21 protein-coding genes are annotated in these 24,393 nt (G+C 49.8%); 16 read left to right on the plus strand and 5 right to left on the minus strand.

Annotation, left to right across the window (positions count from 1 at the left end; all coding sequences use genetic code 11):
* The first annotated feature begins 27 nt into the window (after positions 1-27).
* From HI950_RS23905 to HI950_RS23915, 3 genes are all read left to right on the plus strand, one after another.
* On the plus strand, positions 28-648 hold the full coding sequence (locus HI950_RS23905) for an FMN-binding negative transcriptional regulator (protein ID WP_169088229.1): 621 nt from the start codon (positions 28-30) through the stop codon (positions 646-648).
* Positions 645-1,193, plus strand: coding sequence for a GNAT family N-acetyltransferase (locus HI950_RS23910; RefSeq protein ID WP_169088232.1), 549 nt, complete (start codon positions 645-647; stop codon positions 1,191-1,193). The genes HI950_RS23905 and HI950_RS23910 overlap by 4 nt, the downstream gene beginning before the upstream one ends.
* A 273-nt stretch (positions 1,194-1,466) precedes the next feature.
* Positions 1,467-3,023, plus strand: a complete 1,557-nt coding sequence (locus HI950_RS23915; RefSeq protein ID WP_169088234.1) for an ABC-F family ATP-binding cassette domain-containing protein — start codon at positions 1,467-1,469, stop codon at positions 3,021-3,023.
* Between the two features lie 66 nt (positions 3,024-3,089).
* On the opposite strand, the gene HI950_RS23920 is transcribed toward HI950_RS23915, so the two are convergent.
* The 4 genes from HI950_RS23920 to HI950_RS23935 are packed head-to-tail and all read right to left on the minus strand — an operon-like array spanning position 3,090 to position 5,711.
* On the minus strand, positions 3,090-3,422 hold the full coding sequence (locus HI950_RS23920; protein ID WP_169088236.1) for a winged helix-turn-helix domain-containing protein: 333 nt from the start codon (positions 3,420-3,422) through the stop codon (positions 3,090-3,092).
* Positions 3,415-4,011: a hypothetical protein gene (locus HI950_RS23925; protein ID WP_169088238.1), complete on the minus strand. Its 597-nt coding sequence runs from the start codon at positions 4,009-4,011 to the stop codon at positions 3,415-3,417. Before HI950_RS23925 ends, HI950_RS23920 begins: the two co-directional genes overlap by 8 nt.
* A 33-nt stretch (positions 4,012-4,044) precedes the next feature.
* Positions 4,045-4,791 (minus strand): ABC transporter permease, encoded by a 747-nt coding sequence (locus HI950_RS23930; RefSeq protein WP_169088240.1) that lies wholly within the window; start codon positions 4,789-4,791, stop codon positions 4,045-4,047.
* Complete coding sequence (locus HI950_RS23935; protein WP_169088242.1) at positions 4,788-5,711, minus strand: ABC transporter ATP-binding protein; 924 nt, start codon at positions 5,709-5,711, stop codon at positions 4,788-4,790. Before HI950_RS23935 ends, HI950_RS23930 begins: the two co-directional genes overlap by 4 nt.
* 255 nt (positions 5,712-5,966) lie before the next feature.
* Between HI950_RS23935 and HI950_RS23940 the strand changes: the two genes are divergently transcribed.
* From HI950_RS23940 to HI950_RS23955, 4 genes are all read left to right on the plus strand, one after another.
* Complete coding sequence (locus tag HI950_RS23940; protein WP_169088244.1) at positions 5,967-7,505, plus strand: SAM-dependent methyltransferase; 1,539 nt, start codon at positions 5,967-5,969, stop codon at positions 7,503-7,505.
* Positions 7,506-7,890: 385 nt separating this feature from the next.
* A complete protein-coding gene (locus tag HI950_RS23945; protein WP_169088246.1) occupies positions 7,891-8,790 on the plus strand; it encodes a TolB family protein in 900 nt (299 codons plus the stop codon).
* Between the two features lie 176 nt (positions 8,791-8,966).
* On the plus strand, positions 8,967-9,764 hold the full coding sequence (locus HI950_RS23950; RefSeq protein ID WP_169088248.1) for a lipid II flippase Amj family protein: 798 nt from the start codon (positions 8,967-8,969) through the stop codon (positions 9,762-9,764).
* A gap of 45 nt (positions 9,765-9,809) precedes the next feature.
* Positions 9,810-10,823: a serine hydrolase domain-containing protein gene (locus HI950_RS23955; RefSeq protein WP_169088250.1), complete on the plus strand. Its 1,014-nt coding sequence runs from the start codon at positions 9,810-9,812 to the stop codon at positions 10,821-10,823.
* A 209-nt stretch (positions 10,824-11,032) separates the two neighbouring features.
* Here the strand turns inward: HI950_RS23955 and HI950_RS23960 are convergent, their stop codons facing one another.
* Positions 11,033-11,896, minus strand: a complete 864-nt coding sequence (locus HI950_RS23960; RefSeq protein ID WP_169088252.1) for an AraC family transcriptional regulator — start codon at positions 11,894-11,896, stop codon at positions 11,033-11,035.
* Positions 11,897-12,097: 201 nt separating this feature from the next.
* On the opposite strand from HI950_RS23960, the gene HI950_RS23965 reads away from it, so the two are divergent.
* From HI950_RS23965 to HI950_RS24005, 9 genes are all read left to right on the plus strand, one after another.
* The gene (locus HI950_RS23965; protein ID WP_169088254.1) at positions 12,098-12,901 is read left to right on the plus strand and encodes an SDR family oxidoreductase; all 804 of its coding nucleotides are present in this window, start codon (positions 12,098-12,100) and stop codon (positions 12,899-12,901) included.
* A gap of 20 nt (positions 12,902-12,921) precedes the next feature.
* A complete protein-coding gene (locus HI950_RS23970) occupies positions 12,922-14,022 on the plus strand; it encodes a mandelate racemase/muconate lactonizing enzyme family protein (protein WP_191297037.1) in 1,101 nt (366 codons plus the stop codon).
* 20 nt (positions 14,023-14,042) lie between these two features.
* Positions 14,043-14,816, plus strand: a complete 774-nt coding sequence (locus HI950_RS23975; protein ID WP_169088256.1) for an SDR family NAD(P)-dependent oxidoreductase — start codon at positions 14,043-14,045, stop codon at positions 14,814-14,816.
* A 29-nt stretch (positions 14,817-14,845) separates the two neighbouring features.
* Positions 14,846-15,763, plus strand: a complete 918-nt coding sequence (locus HI950_RS23980) for a fumarylacetoacetate hydrolase family protein (protein ID WP_169088258.1) — start codon at positions 14,846-14,848, stop codon at positions 15,761-15,763.
* A gap of 18 nt (positions 15,764-15,781) precedes the next feature.
* Positions 15,782-18,109 carry a glycoside hydrolase family 95 protein gene (locus HI950_RS23985; RefSeq protein WP_169088260.1) on the plus strand — a complete coding sequence of 776 codons (2,328 nt, stop codon included), beginning with the start codon at positions 15,782-15,784 and terminating at the stop codon, positions 18,107-18,109.
* A 160-nt stretch (positions 18,110-18,269) separates the two neighbouring features.
* Complete coding sequence (locus tag HI950_RS23990) at positions 18,270-20,570, plus strand: helix-turn-helix domain-containing protein (RefSeq protein WP_169088262.1); 2,301 nt, start codon at positions 18,270-18,272, stop codon at positions 20,568-20,570.
* Positions 20,571-20,615: 45 nt separating this feature from the next.
* On the plus strand, positions 20,616-22,271 hold the full coding sequence (locus HI950_RS23995) for a type 2 periplasmic-binding domain-containing protein (RefSeq protein ID WP_223285475.1): 1,656 nt from the start codon (positions 20,616-20,618) through the stop codon (positions 22,269-22,271).
* A 230-nt stretch (positions 22,272-22,501) separates the two neighbouring features.
* Positions 22,502-23,455 (plus strand): ABC transporter permease, encoded by a 954-nt coding sequence (locus HI950_RS24000; RefSeq protein WP_169088264.1) that lies wholly within the window; start codon positions 22,502-22,504, stop codon positions 23,453-23,455.
* 15 nt (positions 23,456-23,470) lie between these two features.
* Positions 23,471-24,391, plus strand: coding sequence for a carbohydrate ABC transporter permease (locus tag HI950_RS24005; protein ID WP_169088266.1), 921 nt, complete (start codon positions 23,471-23,473; stop codon positions 24,389-24,391).
* Positions 24,392-24,393: the final 2 nt, after the last annotated feature.

Genomic DNA, 24,393 nt, shown 5'->3' on the forward strand with positions numbered 1-24,393 from the left:
ATCAAAGGAAAAAATGGAGGGGATCTCATGTACATACCAGCGCACTTCGAAATAGAAGAGGAAGAAATCATTTTTGATACGATGCAAAAAAATAGTTTCGCAACATTAATCTCTGGGTATAACGGAATTCCATTCGCAACGCATTTACCTTTGATCATAGATAAGGCTAACAGATGCTTGTATGGCCATTTTGCGCGACCTAATCCTCAGTGGAGGGACATACAGCAGCAAGAGGCTCTAGCGATATTTCAAGGGCCGCACTGCTATATTTCACCCTCTTGGTACGAGACGACAAAGGCCGTGCCCACATGGAATTATGTAGCTGTTCATGTATATGGCCAGATCGAACTTGTAGACGATGAGCAACAATTAATGGGCTCCTTACGCGATATGGTATTGAAATATGAAGAAGCTAACAGCTCCTATCAATTAGACCAAGTAGACGCAGGTTTTATAGCAGGCATGAGCAAAGGGATTCAAGGCTTTAAATTAAAAATAAACAAAATGGAAGGCAAGGCGAAGCTCAGTCAAAATCACCCTGCACAACGGCAGGAGCTTGTCATTCAACGGCTGGAACAAAGTGCAAATGAGAATGAACGTAAAATAGCATCGGCCATGAAAGCAAACCTTTCTGGAGGCTCAATATGAATCATATATGGTCGGGCAATAAAATTAGATTGCGTGCCATTGTCGCCAGCGATTGGGAAAAGTTCCATCAGAATGATTATGACTCTGAATGTGCTAGAGCAAGCGATGTGGTCCATTTTCCACGATCCGAGGAGGGGACAAAAGCTTGGGCTGAACATCAGGCGTCCAAAGCGCCGGATGGCGATAGCGTCATGCTCGCAATTGAAACGTTGGATGGTGTGCTCGTTGGCAGCATAAGCACGCATAGCTGTGATCCGCGGCATGGCACGTTTAAGTATGGCGCAGCTATTTTCAGAGAGCATTGGCGTAAAGGCTACGCTTCAGAAGCAATCATGATATTGCTGCGGTATTATTTTGAGGAATTGCGTTATCACAAGGTTACCGCACATATTTATGCTTTTAACGAGAGTTCAATTGCACTGCACAAGCATCTAGGTTTTGTTAAGGAAGGAAGGCTGAGGAATATGTTTTTTACTAACGGACAACACTTCGATGAACATATTTTTGGCTTAACGAGTCAGGAATACAAGAAGCTAAGGAGTTGAATAGCGACTCTTGGACGCTTACGCACAATCTGGGCTTGTCATCGCGTTATTGCTAGGTGTGGGATGGTCAGCCGCAACGAACGTTTTGCGAAGAAAATAGGGTGATCTCTCCCGGGTTGATTATCGAAAAGCGATCACCGTCTAATCGGTCATCCCAATAGGCTTATCGCTTTGGGGAGGGCCTTTTTGCTGAAACCAGAATCCTACATTGAGTTGTTGGTGCCATAACGTTTATAATATAACGAGAATATTCCAAAAGAAAAGGTGTCATTCATGAGCATATTAAACGTAGAACGACTAAGTCACGGCTTTGGAGACCGTGCGATTTTCAATGACGTATCCTTCCGCCTGCTTAAAGGCGAGCACATCGGGTTGATCGGCGCCAACGGCGAGGGCAAGTCCACTTTCATGAACATCATTACAGGCAAGCTTCAGCCGGATGACGGCAAGGTTGAATGGTCCAAACGGATGCGTGTTGGCTATCTCGACCAGCATGCGGTGCTGAGCAAAGGGTCCACGATCCGCGACGTGCTGAAGGGAGCCTTTCAGTATCTGTTCGATATGGAACAGGAAATGAACGATAAGTATGGCATAATGGGGGATGTCACACCGGAAGAGCTCGAACAGCTGCTTGAGGATGTTGGAACGATACAGGATACACTGACAAATCAAGATTTTTACTTGATCGATGCAAAGATCGAAGAGACAGCCCGCGGACTCGGGCTTACCGATATTGGGTTGGACAAGGATGTTAACGATCTAAGCGGCGGACAGCGGACGAAGGTGCTGCTGGCAAAGCTTTTGCTTGAAAAGCCGGACATTTTGCTTCTCGATGAGCCTACGAACTATTTGGATGAGCAGCATATCGAATGGTTGAAGCGTTACCTGCAGGAATATGAGAATGCCTTTATTCTTATTTCACATGACATTCCTTTCCTTAACAGCGTCATTAACCTGATTTATCATATGGAAAATCAAGAGCTGAACCGCTATGTTGGCGATTATGAATATTTCCAACAGGTTCACGAGATGAAGAAGCAGCAGCTAGAATCTGCTTTTAAGCGCCAACAGCAGGAAATTGCTGACCTTAAAGATTTCGTAGCCCGGAACAAAGCGAGCGTAGCGACGAGAAATATGGCGATGTCCCGGCAGAAGAAGCTCGACAAAATGGATGTCATCGAGATTGCGAAGGAAAAGCCGAAGCCGCAGTTTAACTTCAAGGATGGAAGAACCTCCGGCAAGCTTATTTTCGAGACAAAGGAGCTTGTTATCGGCTATGACAGCCCGCTATCGAGGCCGCTCGACCTTCGTATGGAGCGCGGGCAGAAGATTGCGCTTGTCGGTGCGAACGGAATCGGGAAAACGACGCTTCTGCGCAGCATTTTAGGCGAGATTCAGGCGTTATCCGGCACGGTACAGCGCGGAGAGCACCAGCAGGTCGGCTATTTTCAACAGGAAATTAAGGATGCAAATTACAATACATGCATCGAAGAGGTATGGAAGGAATTCCCTTCCTTCTCGCAGTTCGAAGTGCGTGCGGCACTGGCGAAGTGCGGGCTCACGACTAAGCATATTGAGAGCAAAATCGCGGTGCTTAGCGGTGGCGAGAAGGCTAAGGTGCGCCTCTGCAAGCTGATCAACAGCGAGACGAATCTGCTTGTGCTCGATGAGCCGACCAACCACTTGGATGTGGACGCGAAGGACGAGCTGAAGCGCGCCCTCAAGGCGTACAAAGGCAGCATCCTGCTCATTTCCCACGAACCGGAATTTTATCGCGATGTTGTGACAGATACTTGGAACTGTGAGTCATGGACGACGAAAGTATTTTAATCCGTCCTGCAATGTCAAAAAGCCTATCCAACCGTCATGGTCAGATAGGCTTTTTTGGTTTGTGCGTCACGCTTGCTGCTCGGGATCTTTTTTTGTGGACCGCGCCATTTGTATGATTTTTTCCAATCCCTCAATGTATTGCTGGAACATGTCTAGCCCCAGCTGGGTGGGGGAGCAAATCGTTTTGGGCCGCCTGCCGGCGAACGTCTTTTCCACCTGAATATAGGCGGCCTCCTCCAGCACGCGGATATGATTGCCCAGATTTCCTTCGGTCAGGCTCAGCTCACCGCGCAGGAAGCTGAAGTCGCATTCGCCGTGTACCATGAGCAGGCTCATAATGCCGAGGCGCGCTTTGGCATGTATCGTATCATCGATGGCATCCAGCAGATTGTCACTCATGACGCCCTCTCCGACGCTGAAGCAGTACCCCTGCTACGACAAGACTCCCGCCGCCTAGCAGTCCTAGAACCATAAACTGATAGTCGAGGAAAAAGAGCCTTGTCGCAGCGGCTAGCACAATAAACCAAATGCCGATCATCACAGGTCCTTTTCCCATGAGCGCCCCCATGGACACATATAGAATCCCTACGAGCATGAACCAGAATAAGGGGATGTATTCGGCCTTCACCATTCCCGTTGCCATCATAAAGAAACCAGCGAGCATCATCACAAGGAAAGGCAGCCCGAACATCCATCCATTTGAGCCGCCCGCCTTTTTTGGCAAATGACGGGATTGCCGGATGCCGGTAACGGCGGAAAGCACGCTGCCGAGGACCGTGCCAATCGGCCAGTACCACATCGGCCACGTAGCGATGTCGAACTGCATGCCGATCATCCCGACCATCAGGTACGTGCCCCAAATGAACAAGTAGGGCGGGGATTGATCCATTTTCTTCTCGTTTCTCGTAATGATTTGCTTAATAAAATCGATATCGCGCAAAGCTTGCACAGACTCTGTGGCATGCGCCAAGTCTTGTTCTTTATTCAACCTAACCACTCCTTACCTAAACCCATTCTATCCTTATTTTTCCCATCTGAAAAGGAAGAACGCAAGCCCCCAGCAAACAACGGCAAATCCAGCCATGATCGCAATTGCAAGTCCAAACGAGGCGATCGACTCTCCCAGCCATACCCCGCGGGCAAGCTCAACGAAATAAGACATGGGCAGCCACTCGCTTACTCTCTGCATGAACGTTGGCAAAATATGGACTGGCATAGCAATTCCGGATAGGAAGAGTGCAGGGAAGAATACAACCATGGCCAGGCCGCTGGCAGCTCCTGGCGTATTGGTAAGTCCCGACAAGGCAAACCCAAGGGGAAAGAAGCTGAGACTACCAAATAACAGACAAGCAAAGAGCATGAGCAGCGAAGTTACGGAGAACTGAATATCCCAAACTAAGTTGGCAATAACGATAATTTCGACTGCGCCTGCAAGTACGAGAATGATGCCCTGAATGGAATTCGACAGCAGCACCGCACCTGAGCGGATAGGGCTAACCCGGTATCTTCGCAAAATGCCGCTCTCCCGTTGTGTAATCATATTAATATTTAACGTGAATACGGAAACGGAGATAACATTCATCGCGCATAATGCGGGAATATAAGAATCAATGAAAGTAGCGCCTTCCAGCGCACCCGGCTGGTTGCCGAATACGGAACCAAAAATGAGCAGCATCAGGATCGGATACACGAGCATCCAAAATATCGTCAGCCAATCACGCAGATACAAGCGGAAATCAAAAGCAACAAGCCGTATAAGAGCATTCATCGCGCAGCCACCTTGCCTTGTAGAGTCATTTCGGTAAAGACATCGTTCATTGAAGCATCCTCAAGCCGGAGCCCGCTAACCATCCAATCTTCCTGGGCAGCCAAGTGGAAAAGCTGCTTCAGCGTTTCATCGATATCGCTTGAATGCAGCTTAATCATTTCGGCCTCGTACTCGACGTGAGTGACATGCGCGAGCCCAGCGAAGCGGGCCTTGCTTGATTTTCCGGCGTTTTTGAAGCTGATACGCTTCGTGCCGCCCAGCATGGAGATGAGTTTCTGTGGCGTATCGAGAGCGACCAGCCGCCCCCGGCTGATTACCGCGATCCGGTCGCACAAATATTCAGCTTCCTCCATGTAGTGGGTCGTTACGACAATCGTTCGTCCCTGCTTCTTAAGCCGATGAATCATTTCCCACATCTCGCTGCGGGCATTTGGGTCCAAGCCCATGCTGGGCTCGTCGAGAAAAATAATTTCCGGATCATTGATTAACGCGAGCGCCAGCGATACGCGCTGCTTCCAGCCGCCGGACAGCGATTTAATATAGGCGTTTTGCTTATCCTCAAGCCCGAGAAAAGCCGCAATCTCGCTTGGATCGGCTGTTTTCTTGTAAAGCGAGCCGAACATGTGCAGCACTTCTTTTACCTTGGCCTTTTCCGGAATAGCGGTGGATTGCAGCAGCACGCCTATTCGCTGCTTGATCTCCTGGGCATGCTTGCTGATGTCCTTGCCTAATACCGTGGCAGCACCGCTGTCCGCATGCCGCAAGCCCTCAAGAATCTCGATTAATGTTGTTTTTCCAGCACCATTGGGACCTACGATGCCAAAGATTTCTCCCTTTTTCACTTGCATCGTTATATGATCAACAGCAACTGTAGTACCATACTGCTTGCATACTTGATCCAGCTGAATTACGGTTTGCATAGCTCCATTCCTTTCAAAAACATATTCATTCAGATAACTCTGTAATTCAGAGTAATCTGAAATGAGTTGTTTGTCAATATCTGTATTTGCAATTAGGCGATGGCAAATAAGATAAGATAAGCTAGGCAATAAATGATGTGTATAGACAACGCTGCATACAGATGCTAGGTTTAAATCTGGTGGATTAGACCCAGCATACTTGATAGGGCAGCAATTAAATCCTCTTATTACATAGAGCAAAGTAGGTTTATAAGAATGAATAATAGCGATCAGCCGATTTACCGTTTTAGTGAAGCGCCTATTTGGGAGCTGCAGCGCGCTTATTTTGAAGAGCAGGGCATCGAGGCGTGGCAGAACGAGGAAGTGCCGCAATACATCACGAATAATCCAGTCATTGCAACGGCTTACGCAGAGATCCTATTTGGATTTCTTCAGGATAGAGCAAGGCTGGGCCATCTAGCGGAACCGGTTACGATTCTTGAGCTTGGAGCGGGCTCGGGCCGGTTAGCCTTCCAAGTGCTGAAGGAGTTAGGTGAGCTGATCGATTATGCAGGCATTGCGCTTCCGCCATACCGGTATGTCATGAGTGATTTGCCAGTCAAAAATATGGCCTATTGGCAGCAGCATCCCAGCCTGAAGCCCTTCGTTCAGCAAGGAATACTGGATTTCGCTAAGTTTGATGCGGTGCATGATGCGGAGCTGCATTTGACGCAATCGGGCGACACGATAAAGAAAGCTAGCTTGAAGCAGCCATTGCTGATTATCGCCAATTACTTTTTTGACAGCATCCCGCAGGAATTGATTTATGTGGATGAAGGCAACATTTTTGAATGCAGAGTTTCCTTGACGTTGCCTGATGAGGGGGAAGCGCCTGCTGCGCTGGATATGCTGGAGAGAATGGTGCCCGAATATCATTACCGCAGAGCCGCTGAATATGAGCAGAAATCGTATCCTTATCTGGATGTGATCGAGCTGTATAAGCAAAAGCTTGAGGATTCGCACATTCTCTTCCCGGAGACTGGGCTGGACTGTCTGGAGCGGCTTGGCCAGTTATCGCAGGAGGGCTTTGCCTTGCTTACGGCGGATAAGGGAGACCATCGCTTGGACAATTGGGCGTTTGCCGAGCCGCCCAAGCTCATTCATCATGGAAGCTTCTCCTTGACGGCTAATTATCATGCGATCCAGCAGGCTTTTGAGCGAAAGGGAGCATGGTCCCATTTTACCGAGCATCATTATAAAAACTTGAATGTAGGCTGTATTCTTATGCTTCAAAGCCCGACAAGCTATGCGAATACGCGCTTAGCCTACCGCCGATTTGTCGATCGGTTTGGGCCGGATGATTTCTTTAGCATGAAGCTGTGGTTCGATGAGCATTTGGACCAGCTGGGGCTGGCTCAAATGCTCGCTTTTTGGCGATTAGGCCGCTACGATGCGCAGCTATTTCTTCAAAGCGCGAAGCGTATGCTGCTTCTCGTTCCGGATACCGGAGAGGAGGAGATGGAGGATCTTCGCCAAGGCATACACCTCATGTGGGCAGGCTATTATCCGATGAATGAGAAGCATGATCTTGCCTTGGACTGCGCCGTTCTGCTCTATCAACTGGAATTGTATGAGGATGCGCGGGTCTTTTTTGAGCGGTCGCTAAGCGAAAATGAAGGGACTGCCGAGACACTGTACAGCATGGCGATTTGCTGCTATGAGCTGGAGAGGGAAACAGAGGAGTTGGCGTATGCGCAGCGTGTTTTAACGCTTGATCCGCAGCATGAGGGAGCTAGGGCGCTGCTGCGCTTTTAGGATGAATAGCTAGTGATAAGGAAATGGCGTGTTAGGGGGAATTCCTGGCATGCCGTTTTTTATGCAGCAACCGTTTGGGGAGCTGCTAAAACCGTGAATGGCTGGCGTAAAAAGGATTGACAGCGATTTCAGGTATTAGGTATGATGAGTTTATAAACACGTGTTTACAATCTACGATGGCGTGGTCAGATGAAGGTTGGATACGGCGCGTTTTAATTAACTCGGTTGGTTATTAGAAAATGCATCCATCCTAATCCTACAGGTCACGCTTTTAAGCCAAAGCTATCATTTTTTTTGTTTCGTTATAAACACGCGTTTACTAAGACGATTTAAAGGTAAAGAACGATTAGTTCAAATACGGGTGTCCAAAGGACGGTAGATAACGATGAAGACCTTACAGGAGCATCTCAAGCATGCAGACCGCGGCGTTAAAAGCTTTCTTGAATCGGTGGATGTCACTACCGGCGAACGTCAGGTGCTGGCCGAGTTCGATTATTTGATCGAGGCTCCGAACTGGACGAAAGACGGCAAGCGTCTCATCTATAACAGCGGAGGCCTGCTTTGTTCCTTTGATCTCTCTTCAAGGGAGAGCACAGTAATCCATTCGGGCTTCGCTAACCGCTGCAACAATGACCATGTGCTGTCGCCTGACGATACTCAAATCGCTGTCAGCCATCATTCGCAGGAGGACGGTCAGTCGCGCATCTATATTCTCCCGCTTGCAGGCGGTGATCAGCCGACTCTAATTACGGAGCATGCGCCAAGCTATCTTCACGGCTGGTCGCCGGATGGCAGCACCTTGTCCTATTGCGCTGAACGAAATGGACAATACGATATTTATACGATTCCAGCTGCTGGCGGAGCCGAGACGCAGCTGACTGATACGCCGGGGTTAGACGACGGGCCGGAATATTCGCCGGATAACCGGCATATTTGGTTCAATTCGACGAGATCAGGCTTGATGCAAGTATGGCGGATGAATGCTGACGGGAGCGAGCAGACTCAAATGACCTATGATGAGAGCAACAGCTGGTTCCCGCATGTGTCCCCGGATGGCGAATCCGTCGCTTATATCACTTATCGCAAGGGAGACGTTGCCCCGGGCGACCATCCTGCCAACAAAAACGTTGAAATTCGTCTGATGGCGAGCGGCGGCGGGCAATACCGGACCTTGGCCGAGCTGTTCGGGGGCCAGGGCACTATTAACGTTAATTCATGGTCGCCGGATAGCAAGCAGTTGGCTTTTGTCAGCTATCAGTTGAAAAGCTATGCAGTCGGCAGCTAAACGGTATTTCATATAACGTCGTCTAACGAAAAGTAGTTTGTTGAGAATTCTCAACAGACTATTTTTTTATTTTGCTAACAGCTTAGCGTGTTTAAAAGATTAGTAGAAATAATTGATCATATGGCATTATTTGTAATAGAATAGACATGCCGTTACCATGAGATGAGGTGTGCGATATGCTGGACCAAGTTATGCTCGTTGTCATTTTCACTTTTATTATTCATCTCTCGGAGACGCTTACGTATGCGCTCCGCTCAGCAGGCGTTCGTTTAGGGAAGCTGGCAGTTGCCTTGTCCTTATCCGGCATTATCCTCCTTATTTCAAGAACAGCTAATATGGTTCAAGCCCCGTTAACCGGAAAACTGATAGATTTCGCCAAAGAAAACAGTGATTTTAATCTAGTCGACCAGATGCGGATTATTATCGGCGCTTCCAGTGTAGGCACATTTATCGCTTTATTGCTTTTTCCGTCCGCAGTCATCATTTCTAAAAGAGTGATATCCCATTTCGAAGTGGCGGGCTCCATCCCTCAAATGGTCCGCACCTCGGTTTCCATTCAAAAGCTGCATAATGTGCGCTATCATTTGCGTATTCCCAAATTATCGATGCTGTCCCGATTGCGGATCGGAGGCATTCCCAAAAGGCTGGTCATTCTGAACAGCTTAGTGACCGCTATTTATACGATTGGCGTCCTGTCGGCTCTGCTGGCATCGACACTCACAACTGCAAACTCCTTCGCCGCTTCGCAGGCATCAGGACTTATTAACGGAGTGGCGACTATATTGCTCACTATACTTATCGACCCTCAAATTGGTTTAATTACCGACAAAGTGCTTAGGGGAGAAAAAGACATCACGGCACTTAATAAAATTTTTGGATTATTAATGGTGTCGCGGCTACTAGGAACGCTGCTTGCTCAGGTGCTGCTAGTGCCAGCCGCTTATTGGATCAAATGGTTGGTATCCGTCATTTAGATTGGAGCAGGCGTGAACGAAGAGCCGGATAAGGAGAGTATCGCTTTGCTAAAAATAGCAACCGAGCATTTTAAACCACTCAATGATTATGTGTACAGCACTCAAGTCGATATTGGTGCCACAGCAGCAGCTGCATACATCATTAAAAATAATGCTGTCGTCAATGAGTGGTATTCAGGTACACATGAGGGTTCCCAGCAGTCGCGGGCTGTGGATGAGCATACCCAGTTTAATGTGGCCTCTATCCGTAAAACCTACCTTGCGCTAGCCATAAGCCTGCTAATTGAGAGAGGCTTGATTGCTAGCATCGATGATGAAATCGGAGCTTACTTGCGTGAATACAAAGATATGGCTAAAGGAGTCACGCTTAGGCATCTGCTCACGCATACGCACGGTTTAAAGGCGGAAGGCGGCGGGCTCAGCAGAGCTTTTGCGACAGGAGAGAATTGGGCTTACAGAAACGAAGGCATCGCAATGCTTATTCAATTGGTCACCTATTTATCGGGGAAAGCCTTGGGTGTTTTTATGAAGGAGCATGTGCTTGAGCGTTGTAAGCTTCATGAAACGGGATGGAGAACGGAGAACCATGAGCATCTCATTTACAACTATTACGAGGATCAAGAAACGTGGGTTGGGCCAAATAACAGTGCTGCAGGAGACCAAAGCAATTTGTTCGTTAGTGCAAGAGATTTGGCGATGTGGGGCTATATTCATCTTGCCAAGGGTTGTCTAAGTGGAGAGCAATTGCTGCCTCAACCTGTTTTTGAGCGTGTAACGACGCTTCAAACGCCAAGCAGCGTGCCAACTCATCTGCCTCGCAACGGTTTTATATGGTGGCTGCAAAGCGACACGCTACTCAATCAAATAGGGGAAAGACTGCCAAACGGCTCTTATCAAATATTAGGCATTACGGGCTGTGCTTGCCTTGTTGTGCCGAAGTATGATGCTGTCGTTGTCAGGATGTATAATCAGTTAAGCCATGTTAACGGATACGATTATTTAAAAGATATCAGGCAGTTCGGAAATTTAGCTAACGACCTTTTGTTGAGCTATTCCTAGACAAGTTACCATTTGTAAATGCGAAAATAATAGGATGAGATCGTGCAAAACCTTTAAAAAGCCAAGAGAGATACAGGTCGTTAACCTGCATCCCCTTGGCTTTTTCCATGATCAAATCTACAGGGAGTTTGTGTGCATACATGCAAGTTTCGCCGTCCTGCCCACGCCGAAACAGCTCCATAAGCACCTATGTGAGCTTACGTCGCAAACTATTTTCTCGACTGAGGCTGCAGGCGATAATGCTTAGGGCTCACGCCGTAAAAGGAGCCGAAATGCCGAGAGAAGGGATGGATTGAGGGATATCCAAGCCTTTCGGCGATGGCCGTTACGCTGAGTTCACTCTCTAGCAGAAGGTGGGAGGCTCGTCTCATCAGCAATTTATGATGGTAAGCTTTTGGGGTGAGGCCGGTCTCACGTAAAAACAAGGCGTGAAAGTACGTTCGTTTCAAGCCGCAAAGCTTCCACCAAGTCTCAACCGGCTCGCGCTGCTCAGGCTGAGCATTTAAATGGGCGAGCAAGCGGACAATCCGATAATCCGTTGGCTGATGCGTATGAATGGTGTTGTACCAGTTCAGGATCCAAGCATACAGGAGGCTGTTGACCATCTCTGTGCGATAATGCTGCGTATCGTTGAAAAGCTTAGCGAGCATCAAGAACGCTTCATATAGTTCGGGATAGGGCTGCAAGGAAAAGACGCTCGGCAGGCTATCCAGCTCCTCACAAGGAAAAGACGAAGCGACCGTACCTTGCTCGAATGGTTCCGGAGCGTAGATAAACGTCCGATTGACGGAGACGGGCTTGTTCCGATCCCATAGATCGCAATAGACATTATGCGATGCCAGCGGATGATCGGAGGAAATGTGGAAGGCGTGAGGCTCATCGGGCCTAAGGAAGATGAGCGTCCGATTTTCGATGGGATACATTCTGCCTTTAATCTCCATCTGCCCCGGCCCATCCGTAAATAGATGAAAGGCATAGACGCTGCAGACGCGCAGCTTTTCATTAGAGCTGCCGTCATATAAGTAGTTCATTGAATCTCCGACATGGGGCGTAAGCTCATTAAGTCTCCTCACGTATTATCCCTCTTCTGTTCAATTATAGGTTGAAAATTAGCGGATGAATCGTCAACTTTATGGATGCCTGATCAAATACACATTCCTATATAGATGATACAATAACTGAAATATAAGGAGAAGAACAAGAAATATAAATACGGACTAATTAACAACATAAATCATTGCATAGCCAGGTTAACGATCGCCCGAAAAGGAGGAATGCCCTTGAGCTTTAAAGATAAGGTCGTGCTTATAACGGGCGGCGGCTCTGGTATCGGCAGGGTAAGCGCGCAATTGTTCGCTGCCGAAGGCGCGCATGTAGTTATTGCGGATTGGAACGAGGCAGAGGGGCAGCGTGCAGCAGGTGAGCTAAATGAACAATACGCAATCGTGAAAGGGCTTTCAACCAAGGCGGCGCAAGCGAGAGCGATAGCGATTCAAACGGATGTATCAAAAGAGAATGCGGTTAAGGAGCTGATGGATAAAACGCGCCAAGCGTTCGGCCAGCTCGATGTGCTGTTCAATAATGCGGCCGTCATTTTGCCCAAGCCGCTTGAGGAAATCGATGAGCAGTCATTTGATCATGTGCTTGCGGTGAATGTGAAGGGCGCCTATTTGACGATTAAGCACGCGATTCCGCTATTGCGCCAATCTAAAGGCTCGATTGTCAACATGGCTTCGCTTAACGGGCTTGTAGGCCAGCGGCAAAATCCGATTTATGCCGCGTCCAAAGGGGCCGTTATTGCTATGACCAAATCGCTGGCGCTAGACTTTGCCGCAGATGGCGTAAGAGTCAACTGCGTATGTCCGGCGGGGGTGCTGACGCCCTTATTGGAAGCGTGGACAAGGCAGCAGCCAGATCCTGCTGCAGCGATGCAGGCGCTGAATGCGATGCACCCGCTTGGCCGTCCGGCAACCTCGGAGGAGGTTGCGCAGGCGGTATTGTTTTTGGCTTCGCAGCAAGCGGCCTTTATTACCGGAGTAGCGCTGCCTGTAGAAGGCGGCGCTTCGCTAGGCTATTAATCGAAATCAAGGGAGAGCTAATGGTGAAAATTACAAAAGTGGAAACGTTTGTGCTTCACGTACCGATTGATCCGCCGATTACGGATGCTATTAATGTAGCGACGCATTGGGGGCTTTCAGGCGTTCGGATTTTTACGGATGAAGGTTTTGTCGGATATGGCTACACGGGAACCTGCGCGCATGGCGACGATATGATCGTGGATACGATCGACCGTTATTATGCGCCAGAGCTGATCGGCAAGGACCCTTTTATGGTAAAGGAAATTTGGGATACGCTGCGGTACGGCAAGATGCACTGGATCGGCCGGGCAGGCATTACGCATATGGCGCTGGCTGCCGTTGATATTGCGCTTTGGGACATTATGGCGAAGGCGTCCAATAAGCCGTTATGGCAGTATCTCGGCGGACATAAATCTAAAGGCATCAAAGCCTATAACACGAACGGCGGCTGGCTGAACTGGTCGAAGGAGCGCTTGCTGAAGGATGTAACGGACATCGTCGAGCAGGGCTTTACGGGCGTGAAAATCAAGGTCGGCAAGTCTGATCCGCATGAGGATTACGACCGGGTGAAGGCGGTTCGCAAAGCGATTGGCGATCAAGTCATTTTTATGATCGACGTCAATCAGCAGTGGAATATCAATACGGCGATGACGTGGGGCAAGAAGCTGGAGGAGTTTGATTTATTTTGGCTGGAGGAGCCGCTTAATCCCGATGATATCCTTGGGCACAAAAAGCTGGCGGACGCGCTTAACGTTCCGATTGCGCTCGGCGAGCATGTCTATTCCAAATACGCGTTCCGCGATTACATTCATCAAGGAGCGATCGAATACTGTCAGGTCGACGTGACTCGGGTGGCGGGCATTACGGAATGGCTGCAGGTGGCGGGACTGGCGGCAGCCTATGACATACCGGTTTGCCCGCATGTCGGCGACATGGGACAAATCCATCAGCATCTGGTAGCTGCTACGCCGGGGGCTATTATGCTGGAGTATATCCCTTGGATTAGAACGATCTTTTCCGAGCCGGCAACCGTTAAGAATGGGCATTATGTACTGCCGGAGCTGCCGGGCGCCTCCACTGAAATCATTCCTAAATACTTTAATGAGTTCCGTATCCGATAGTGAAAGGGAGGAGCTTGCCGATGAGACTTCAGGGCAAGGTTGCGCTCCTAACGGGAGCTGGTTCGGGAATTGGAAAAACGACAGCCGAGCTATTCGCAAAAGAGGGAGCGACGGTCATCGTTAATGATATTGATCAGTCAAAAGGCAAAGAGACGGCAAAAGGCATTCAAGCAGGCGGCGGCAGCGCCTTGTTCCTCCACGCCGATGTTACGGATTCGGATTCGGTCCAAACGATGGTTAAGGAAGCGATCAAAGCCTACGCTAAGATCGATATTTTGTTCAATAACGCGGGCATTAGCGGAGTAGGGGCGCTGCATGAGATCGAGCCGGAGGCTTGGGACCGCGTTGTTCAGGTCAATCTGCGGGGCGTATTCCTGCCCTCCAAGCATGTGCTTCCGCACATGATGGAGCGCAAGGCCGGCAATATCATCAACATGTCGTCTTGCATCGCGGAGATCGGCCTCGCGCGCCGCGCCTCCTACTCGGCTACGAAAGGTGCCGTGCTGGCGCTAACCAAGTCGATGCAGGTGGATTATGCCAAATATAATATCCGCGTGAATGCGATTTTGCCGGGAACGATTATGACGCCGTTCGTTGAGCAATATCTAAAGAACGCCTACGAAGATCCTGAAGCGGCAATTGCGGCCATTAAGACAAGGCAGCTCAGCGGTGAGCTGGGAAGACCCGAGGATGTGGCGAACGGCGTACTGTTTCTGGCTTCCGATGAATCCTCCTTTATGATGGGCTCGCCTTTATACATGGATGGCGGTGTCGTGTTCGGCAAGGATGCTTAATTCACAATACGAAAGGATGGCATGACATTATGAAGCTGGTAACCATTGAGCAAGACGGACAATTTAGACTCGGAGTAAAGCTGGATGGCCGAATCCTCGATATGAAATCGGCGCTGGAGCGACTGCCGGATGCGGATGTTCCAACGGACATCATGGCTGTCATTGAAGGCGGAGAGAAAAGCGTTCGAGCGATAACGGCTTATACGGAGCGCTTGCTTGAATCCGCCGAGCATGCCGAAGCGGTGCTCCTCCATGAGGAGGCGGTTCAATTTGGTCCCTGCGTGACCAGGCCTAACAAAATCATCTGCGTAGGACTCAATTATAGGCAGCATGCGATCGAGACAAATGCGCCCATTCCGAAGTATCCGATTTTGTTCAACAAGTTCAACAATACGCTTACGGGGCATCAGAAGGATATTGCGCTGCCTGAGCGCGTAACGTCCCAGGTCGATTATGAGGCGGAGCTCGTCATCGTCATCGGAAAGACGGCCAAATACGTGAGCAAGGAAGAAGCGCTGCAGCATGTATTCGGTTATTGCAACGTAAACGACCTATCGGCTCGGGATCTTCAGATGAGAACCCAGCAATGGCTGCTCGGCAAAAGCTGCGACGATTTCAGCCCGCTCGGCCCTTATCTGGTGACGGCGGACGAGATCGCTGATCCGAATGATTTGGAGATCAAATGCACCGTGAACGGGGAAACTCGCCAGCACTCCAATACATCCGACATGATTTTTCCATGCGACGAGGTGGTTAGCTACATCTCGCAGCATATGACGCTTGTGCCGGGCGATATTATTTTGACGGGAACGCCTGAGGGCGTCGTGCTTGGCTATCCGGAGGAGAAGCGGGTTTACTTGAAGGACGGCGACGTGGTGACGATTGAGATCGAGAAGCTTGGGCGTCTAACCAATCGATTGGTAAGCGAAGCTTACTCTAATCTATAGCTAAGGGATGGGTATGGTATGAATCATTCGAAGCTTTGGTATAAAGGGGAAGCGGCGGATTGGAAGCAAGGGCTGCCGATCGGAAACGGAAGAATAGGCGCCGTCATCCATGGTGGAATTAATAATGAAATATGGAGCATGACAGAAATTACGTATTGGTCGGGCAAAACGGAGCGTATTCCGGGCAGCGGCAGCGCGAAAGCCGATCTGGAGCGGATGAGAGAGCAATTTTTTAGAGGAGATTACAACGAGGGTGACCGGCTCGCCAAGCAGGCGCTGCAGCCTAAGAAGCAGAACTTCGGCACGAACCTGTCGGTTTGCGATGTGACCCTGCGGTTCGGGCAGCAAGGAGAGAATTTAATACGCGAGCTGAGCTTGGAACATGCAATCGCGCAGCTTTCCTATACGCAGTCGGGCAATAAGATCACCCGCGAAACGTTCGCCACGCATGCCGACGGCATCGTAGTATCACGGGTCAAGGGTGAGCAAGCCGGAGCAGTTTCCTTCTCGCTGGGCGTTAAAGGCCGCACGGGTAATTTTGCGACGGTGGTCACGGACGAGGACACGATCTTCTTTCATGGCCAAGCGACGGAAGACATGCATAGCGACGGAAAATGCGGCGTATTTTGCGAGGGCAAGGTTAAGGTTGTTGCCGTGGGCGGCACCGTTCAAAGCGGGGATAACGAAATCGTAGTATCGCATGCGGATGAGGCGATTATTTATTTTGCGCTTCATACGGATTATAGAAAAGAAGATGACAAGTGGACGCTGGAAGGCGATAAGCAGATCGCGGCGGCAATCGCCAAAGGCTATGAGCGCCTTAAGGAGGAGCATATTGCCGACTATAGGAAGCTGTACGCAAGGGTGGCAATCGACTTAGGCGACACGGAGAGCGGCAAGCTGCCGACAGACGAGAGAATGAAGCGATTCCGTAACGGGCAGCAGGATGATGCGGATTTGATCGCTTTGTTTTTCCAATATGGCCGCTACTTGACGATTGCCGGTACACGTGAGGATTCGCCGCTGCCGCTGCATTTGCAAGGGATATGGAATGACGGGGAAGCGAATCGCATGGCTTGGAGCTGCGACTACCATCTGGACGTCAATACACAAATGAACTACTACCCGACGGAAATCAGCAACTTGGCTGAATGCCATGTGCCATTGATGAACTACATCGAGCGGCTGTCTATCGCGGGCAGGCAAGCAGCAAAGGATTTCTACGGAAGCGAGGGCTGGGTTGCGCATGTATTCTCGAATGCATGGGGCTTCTCGGCGCCGGGCTGGGAAACGGGCTGGGGACTTAACGTAACGGGCGGGCTATGGATCGCCACTCATCTGAAGGAGCATTATGAATATGGGCTAGACCATGCATTTCTTACGAAGCAGGCGTATCCGGTCATGAAGGAAGCCGCAGCTTTTTTCCTCGACTATATGACGGTGCATCCGGGCAATGGCTGGCTCGTAACGGGTCCGTCGAATTCGCCCGAGAACAGCTTCTATACGAGCAACCGCGAGGAGGGGGCGCAGCAGCTGTCGATGGGCTCGACGATGGATCAAGTGCTGGTGCGTGATTTGTTCACCTTCTGCTTAGAGACAGCTGAGCTGCTGCAAGCTGATCCGGAGCTTCAGGCAAAGCTGAAGCAAGCGATACCGCTGCTGCCGCCGCTCCAGATCGGGAAGCGGGGACAGCTGCAGGAATGGCTGGAGGATTATGAAGAGGCGCAGCCGGAGCATCGCCACCTTGCCCATCTCTTCGCCTTATATCCGGGCAACCAAATTACGCCAAGGAAAACGCCGGAGCTGAGTGCAGCCGCCAGGGAAACACTGATTGGCCGAATGCAGACCGATGAGCTCGAAGACATTGAATTTACGGCTGTATTGTTCGCAACCGGCTTCTCCAGACTGTTTGACGGAGATCGTGCGCTGAGGCATATAACCCATCTGATCGGGGAGCTGTGCTTCGATAATATGCTGACGTACTCCAAGGCGGGCGTTGCCGGAGCAGAGACGAACATTTTCGTCATTGACGGCAATTACGGAGGAACCGCGGCGGTGGCGGACTTGCTGCTGCAAAGCAATGCCGGCGAAATTCATTTGCTTCCGGCGCTTCCGGCCGTTTGGGCGAAGGGCTCCTATAAGGGGCTGCGGGCAAAGGGAAATGCGGAGGTCGATGTAGCATGGGAAAATGGCAAGCTGACGGAAGCGACGATTCGAGCCTTTTCCGCAGGGGAGGCTATCGTACGATTTGGTGAGCAAGCCCTGTCGATTACGCTTGTTCCCGGCCATGTATATAGGCTTGATCCCAACCTGCAAGTTACTGAACAGCAGGCGGCACACATCTAATTAACCTCATAAACGAATGAGACAACTACCTATTTCTTAATAGTAGTTGTCTTTTCGCATCATTAGGTTATTATGAATGAGCGGAGCTTTTTTTAAAGCAGGACGTATATATTTTCTTTACTATGTAAGCGCTTTTATAAGAGGGGGGAGGTGATTAGCCGTGCCAAAGTACTCAACCATATTTCGCAAATTTCTTATTTCCTATCTTATTATTTTGATTATTCCAAGCATAGCGGGCTTTGTGTCCTATCGAACTTCAATTGAAGTGACAGAGTCTATTTCCATCGAAAATAGCATCACACAGCTTGAGCGAAGCGAGGAAATATTGGAGAGGAGAATGGTTGAGGTCGAGGGCTTCACGAGGCAGCTAGCCTTGAATCCGGATTTAAACAAGTTAATGAATGAGAAAAAAAATGGCGAGGCGGTAAACGTCTACGGCATTTGGAGCCTGTTGAAGCAGGTTACGCCCTTTAGCCAGACGAATGATTTTTTGCAAAACTATTTTATCTACTTAAGCAATTATGACGTTATATTTACGCAGGGCTCAGCCTATTTCAGGCCGGAGCATTATTACGAGAACTATCGCTATACCGACCTTACGCTTGAGGAATGGAAGAAAACGGTGCTGGATCAAACGCATCGCAGCGAAATTAAGCCGCTCAGCTCTTTTCTAAATAATGCCAAGCAGACTTCGGTCATTACGTATATGCAGTCGCTTCCACTGGACAGCTTTAGCGGCTCATCGCCTGCTACGGTTGTCGTTATTATCGATGAGGAAAATATTTCGAATCTGCTCGCTGGACTTGAGGACCGATACGGCGGATGGGCTCATATTAGCGATGCGCAGGGGAATACGATCGGTTTGAGGGGCATAAGCGAGGCCGATGCGAAGCAGCTATCGTCAGATGCGAAGCTTGACCAGGATAAGCTCAGCCAGTTCTACAATGACGACCTCGTCATTACGATCCATTCCGACAAGAACGGCTGGATCTACCGGGCAGGAATCCCGAAGCAGGTGCTGATGGCAAACGCGAATCAAATCAAGCATATTACTTGGATGGTGACCGGTGCGGCGCTGCTGCTCGGGCTTCTTGCCGGCCTTGTATTGTCCTATCGCAACAGCGCTCCGATCAACAGGCTGCTTAGCGTCATGAAAGAGCAATTTGGCAAAGACGGAATAACGGGACGGAACGAATACGACTTTTTGCAGGGCAATATTTCAAATATCATTACGAGCAACCGGCAGCTGGAAAATGAACTAAATCGCCAGCTCCCTCTCGTACGGGACGGCTTCTTAAAACGGCTCATCGCGGGCGAGTTCCAGACGACGGATGAAATTATAGCAGCCGCGGCGCAGTCGGACACGCGGTTCGCTACGAATGCCGGGTACGTCGGTGTGCTGCAAATCAACGGATATTCGGGCATGGATAGCGTCGAAATATTGAATGAGCTTTACGCAGCAAGACTCATTCTGAAGCAGACCCTATCTACGCTGGACGGCCATCTCCACATGACGGACCTTGGATCGGACAAAGTGGTGATGATTTTTACTGCGCAAGAAGGTGACGCTTGCTGCGAGGCGGCAAGAGAGAGAATCGATGATACGCTCGGCAAGCTAGCCGATATCGCGTATGGCGAATACAAAATTTCGTTCAACGCAGCTATTGGGGATTCCTTCTCGGCGATGATCGACGTGAGCCATTCCTATGAGCAAGCGAAGCAAATGATGGAGTACACCGAGTATGCGAGCAAGAAGAGCATCATCTGGTTTGCCGATTCCAGGCTGGAGACGGCGACGTATTACTACCCGATGGATATCGAGCAGCGTCTGATTAGTACGATCCGCGCGGGCGAGCCTGATGAAGCGAAGCGCATGGTCCTATCCGTTATGGAGAAAAACACAGAAAACCAGCAGCTCTCGATCGAAATGAAGCAGCAGCTGGTTGGCGAGCTGAAGGGTACGCTGCTGAAGCTGCTTGATCAGAAAGCATTTATGGAATCGGAGCTGCTGCATACGCTGAAAAATCAAATCATCAGCATCCAAGCCTCGAATGCGATTGGCGTTATTCAGGATGAAATCGTCGAAATCGTCGATGCGTTATGCCGGGTAATCAACAGCAAAAAGAATCATGCGCATATTCAAACCGTCGAGGAAATAAAACAATTCATAGCCGAAGCCTACGGTGATTCCGAGCTGACCTTATACCGGATTGCGGAGAAGGTAGAGCGTCCCGAGAAATATATTTCTCAACTGTTCAAGGAGGTCACGGATATCAATGTATCCGACTACTTGGAAATGATCAGAATCGAGCAGGCGTCCGCCCTGCTAAGGACGAATGCATGCACGGTCGACGAGATCGCTGTTCGCGTTGGCTATAACAGCTCGCATTCGTTCCGCAGAGCCTTCAAGCGAGTGATGGGCATTGCGCCGAGCGCATATCGGCAATCGATACAAATATAAGCCTTCGGGGCCGATGGTGACGGTGTGTACAAGGAGAGGATCGGATTGAGAAAGAGCTTCGCGGGTTTATTGGCGCTCCTAACGGCGATCGGCATGCTACTTGGAGCGTGTACACAAACCAATGATACGAATAAAGCGGAAGTAGCGGCAACGGTGGGCAATTCAGATTCCGCTGCGTCAGCGCCGGTCGAGATCAGCGTGTTCGCCCAGCAGGAAACGGGCATCGATCTGAGAACCAATGACTTCACCAAGCTGCTGGAGCAAAAGTTCCATGCCAAATTCAACTGGGAAATCATTTCGATGGACGGCGCCAAGGAAAAAAGGCAAATCTCGCTTGCCAGCGGCGATTATCCCGAGGCTTATATTCTAACGGCCTATGTGGACCAATTTACGCAATCGGATGTATTGAAGTATGGGAAGCAAGGCGTGTTTGTTCCGTTAAACGAGCTGATTGATCAATACGCGCCGAACATTAAGGCAGCTATGGAGGAGGACCCTGCCTTAAAGGCATTTAACACCGCACCAGACGGCAAGATTTACGGTCTCGTCGCGTACAGCGAGTGCTTTCACTGCTCATACCCGAACAAAATGTGGGTCAATACGAAGTGGCTGGAGCAATTGAAGCTGGAAATGCCGAAAACGACCGCTGAGTTCAAGCAAATGCTGCAGGCGTTCAAAAAGAATGATCCGAACGGCAATGGTCTGCCCGATGAGATGCCGCTCAGCGGCTCGACGGAGGACTTTGGCGTTCATGTAATCCCATACCTCATGAATGGCTTTATTTATGACGATGACCGCAATTATTTGTTTATGAAGGACGGCAAGGTGGATACGGTGGCGAATAAGCCGCAGTGGAAGGAGGGCATCGCTTATATTAAGTCGCTATATGACGAGGGCTTAATTGATCCAGGGGCATTCATTCAAAATGCGGAAGCGCTCAAAAGAGCGGGCGAAAATGCGGAGGTGGAAATTCTCGGCGCCGCTGCTGCCATGCATCCGGCTATTTTCGTAAGCGAGCGCACGAAGGATTACGCGCCGCTGCCGCCGCTCACGGGACCGTATGCCTCCTATGCGACCTTCGATGGCGGAGGAATACCGCCGGGCGCGAAATTTGTGATAACGAATAAGGCGAGCAAGGAAGCGCAAATCGCACTAATCCAAATGGTGGATTATATGTATACGCCAGAAGGGCAAACGAATGCGCAGTCCGGGCTTGAAGGCGTGGGCTGGAGGAAGGCGAAAGCGGGCGAAGAAGCGATGAGCGAGGGGATAGAGCCCAAGTTCGCGAACATCTCGCCTATCGAGAAGCCGCTGGCCAAAAACTCTGGATGGAGCGGGATGGCGCATTTTTATATGCCGAAGGAATATCGCGACAGCTGGGTTGCCAGCAAAGACATTTACTCGCAGGACGGCTATGAGCGCAGGCTCTCTGAAGCGACGCTGTTGTATGAAGGCCATGAGCCCTCTGAGCTGTTCCCGGACTGGTCGATTTGGATCGATCCAGCCGAGGCGGACGAGGCGGGAATTTTGCATACCAACCTTGTGCACTATATCGATCAATGCACGCTTCAATTCATAACCGGCGACTTGGATTTAAATAAGGATTGGGACAGCTACGTAAGCGGACTCGCAAATATGCAGGTCGATCGGTATGTGTTATTGATGCAAAAAGCGTATGATCGATCGACCGCCAAACCCTAACAACTGATAAATGAAAACCCGGCTGCCTGCGCAGCCGGGTTTTTTTGCGCTGCGCTGCGGAATTGTACGCATGTACGGCGATTTGCCCCCCGTAATTACGGATTTTTGTACGCTAAACGACGCAAATGTACCTGTTTGGAGAAGGCGGATTTCTACTATGATCGTCGTATAGAAAGCGCTATCAAACAGCAGTAGCTAGCTACCTAGGGGGGATTGTTCTGGAAAAAGAAATGGTACTGAATAACAGGTTGTTGAAGCAAAAGGGCAAGCGGAGTCTTGCGAATGAAGCGAGCAAAAGCTTCAAGAAGCATTGGCAGCTCTACCTTATCGTTATACCGCCCGTGTTGTTTTTTCTTATCTTTAAATACTATCCGATGCTGAACGCGGTGCTTGCCTTTAAGGATTACAACGTCATTAAGGGCATCTGGGGAAGCGAATGGGTCGGACTCAAAAACTTTAGGCTCTTCTTTGAAAATCCGATGTTCTGGTCGCTGGTCAAGAACACGATTTATGTCAGCGGCTATTTGCTGCTTGCGGGTTTTCCCATTCCGATCATTCTCGCGTTAATGCTTAATGAAGTGCGTAACGGCCGCTTTAAACGCCTCGTGCAGCTGGTGACGTTTGCGCCTTATTTTATATCGACGGTCGTCATGGTATCCATCATCATGCTGTTCCTTGCGCCGAGACTCGGTTTCGCGAATTTAGCCTTAAATTATTTTGGAATGGACTCGATCAATTTCCTCGGTGAAGCCAGCATGTTCCGATCGATCTACGTGTGGTCGGATATTTGGCAGACGGCAGGCTACTCCGCGGTCATTTATTTGGCGGCGCTGGCGGGCATCGATCCAACTCTATATGAAGCAGCAAAGGTGGACGGGGCCTCTCGCTTTCAGAAAATCATCCATGTCGATTTGCCGGGCATTTTGCCGACGATCACGATCATTCTCATCTTGAATGTGGGCAGCGTGATGGCGATTGGCTTCGAAAAAATTTACCTGCTGCAAAACCCGCTTAACCTTGTCAATTCCGAAATTATTGCCACTTACGTGTATCGTATTGGACTTTTAAACGCCAACTACAGCTTCGCAACGGCTGTCGGCCTGTTTAATTCACTTATTAATCTTGCGTTATTGATTACCGTTAACGGCTTGGCAAAACGATTTACGAAATCGAGCATTTGGTAAAAGGGGAGTGCGCCTATGGCATCAGCAAAAATAGCATCACAGGCACCGGTCAGACAAACGATTAAGGATTCGGCAGGCGATAAAATTTTTATGTTTATCGTGTATACCGTACTGGCGATTGTTCTGATCGCGGTCATTTATCCGCTCATTTATATCGTCAGCAGCTCCATCAGCAGCCCGGCTGCCGTAACGTCCGGCAGCGTCTGGCTGTGGCCCGTCGACATTTCCTTCAAGGGCTTTAAGGTATTGTTCTCTACGCCGCAAATTATGCAGGGCTACGGCAACTCACTGTTCTACACGTCGGTAGGAACTCTGATCAGCGTTGGACTGACGGTCATGATTGCTTACCCGATGTCTCGCAAATCGTTTTTTGGCCGCAGCGTCATCATGATGCTCATTACGTTTACGATGCTATTCAGCGGCGGCTTAATTCCAACGTACATGGTCGTGAGAGAGTTTGGCATGATCGACTCGCGGTGGGCGCTGCTCATTCCGAATGCCGTATGGGTATGGCAGGTCATTATTGCGCGCTCCTTCTTCCAGTCATCCATTCCGGATGAGCTGTTTGAAGCGAGTGAAATTGACGGCTGCAGCGATATCCGGTTTATGCGAAGCGTCGTTATTCCTTTATCGAAGCCCATTCTTGCCGTGCTTTTCCTCATGTATGGCGTAGGTCAGTGGAACGCCTACTTTGACGCTTTGATTTACCTCAAGTCCGCGAATTTGTTTCCGCTTCAGCTCGTCTTGAGGAGCATCATCATTATGAATAACAGCGCTAGCGTAACGGATGCCCTGAAGCAGGTCGAAAGGCAGCAGCTGTCCGAGCTGCTCAAATATTCGCTTATCGTAGTAGCGACTTTGCCGGTTCTGATCATCTACCCGTTCGTTCAGCGGTACTTCGTGCAGGGGATGCTGGTCGGTTCTGTAAAAGGATAAAC

Source organism: Paenibacillus sp. PL91, from assembly GCF_012935325.2.
In the GTDB taxonomy this organism is placed as follows: domain Bacteria; phylum Bacillota; class Bacilli; order Paenibacillales; family Paenibacillaceae; genus Pristimantibacillus.

Excerpts from the sequence above, each read along its gene's own strand:
- HI950_RS23920 (WP_169088236.1), bottom strand. The coding sequence starts at position 3,422 with ATGAGTGACAATCTGCTGGATGCCATCGATGATACGATACATGCCAAA.
- HI950_RS23950 (WP_169088248.1), top strand. The coding sequence starts at position 8,967 with ATGCTGGACCAAGTTATGCTCGTTGTCATTTTCACTTTTATTATTCAT.
- HI950_RS24000 (WP_169088264.1), top strand. The coding sequence starts at position 22,502 with ATGGTACTGAATAACAGGTTGTTGAAGCAAAAGGGCAAGCGGAGTCTT.
- HI950_RS23930 (WP_169088240.1), bottom strand. The coding sequence starts at position 4,791 with ATGAATGCTCTTATACGGCTTGTTGCTTTTGATTTCCGCTTGTATCTG.
- HI950_RS23915 (WP_169088234.1), top strand. The coding sequence starts at position 1,467 with ATGAGCATATTAAACGTAGAACGACTAAGTCACGGCTTTGGAGACCGT.
- HI950_RS23985 (WP_169088260.1), top strand. The coding sequence starts at position 15,782 with ATGAATCATTCGAAGCTTTGGTATAAAGGGGAAGCGGCGGATTGGAAG.
- HI950_RS23980 (WP_169088258.1), top strand. The coding sequence starts at position 14,846 with ATGAAGCTGGTAACCATTGAGCAAGACGGACAATTTAGACTCGGAGTA.
- HI950_RS23965 (WP_169088254.1), top strand. The coding sequence starts at position 12,098 with ATGCCCTTGAGCTTTAAAGATAAGGTCGTGCTTATAACGGGCGGCGGC.
- HI950_RS23945 (WP_169088246.1), top strand. The coding sequence starts at position 7,891 with ATGAAGACCTTACAGGAGCATCTCAAGCATGCAGACCGCGGCGTTAAA.
- HI950_RS23970 (WP_191297037.1), top strand. The coding sequence starts at position 12,922 with ATGGTGAAAATTACAAAAGTGGAAACGTTTGTGCTTCACGTACCGATT.
- HI950_RS23910 (WP_169088232.1), top strand. The coding sequence starts at position 645 with ATGAATCATATATGGTCGGGCAATAAAATTAGATTGCGTGCCATTGTC.
- HI950_RS23935 (WP_169088242.1), bottom strand. The coding sequence starts at position 5,711 with ATGCAAACCGTAATTCAGCTGGATCAAGTATGCAAGCAGTATGGTACT.
- HI950_RS23975 (WP_169088256.1), top strand. The coding sequence starts at position 14,043 with ATGAGACTTCAGGGCAAGGTTGCGCTCCTAACGGGAGCTGGTTCGGGA.
- HI950_RS23905 (WP_169088229.1), top strand. The coding sequence starts at position 28 with ATGTACATACCAGCGCACTTCGAAATAGAAGAGGAAGAAATCATTTTT.
- HI950_RS24005 (WP_169088266.1), top strand. The coding sequence starts at position 23,471 with ATGGCATCAGCAAAAATAGCATCACAGGCACCGGTCAGACAAACGATT.
- HI950_RS23940 (WP_169088244.1), top strand. The coding sequence starts at position 5,967 with ATGAATAATAGCGATCAGCCGATTTACCGTTTTAGTGAAGCGCCTATT.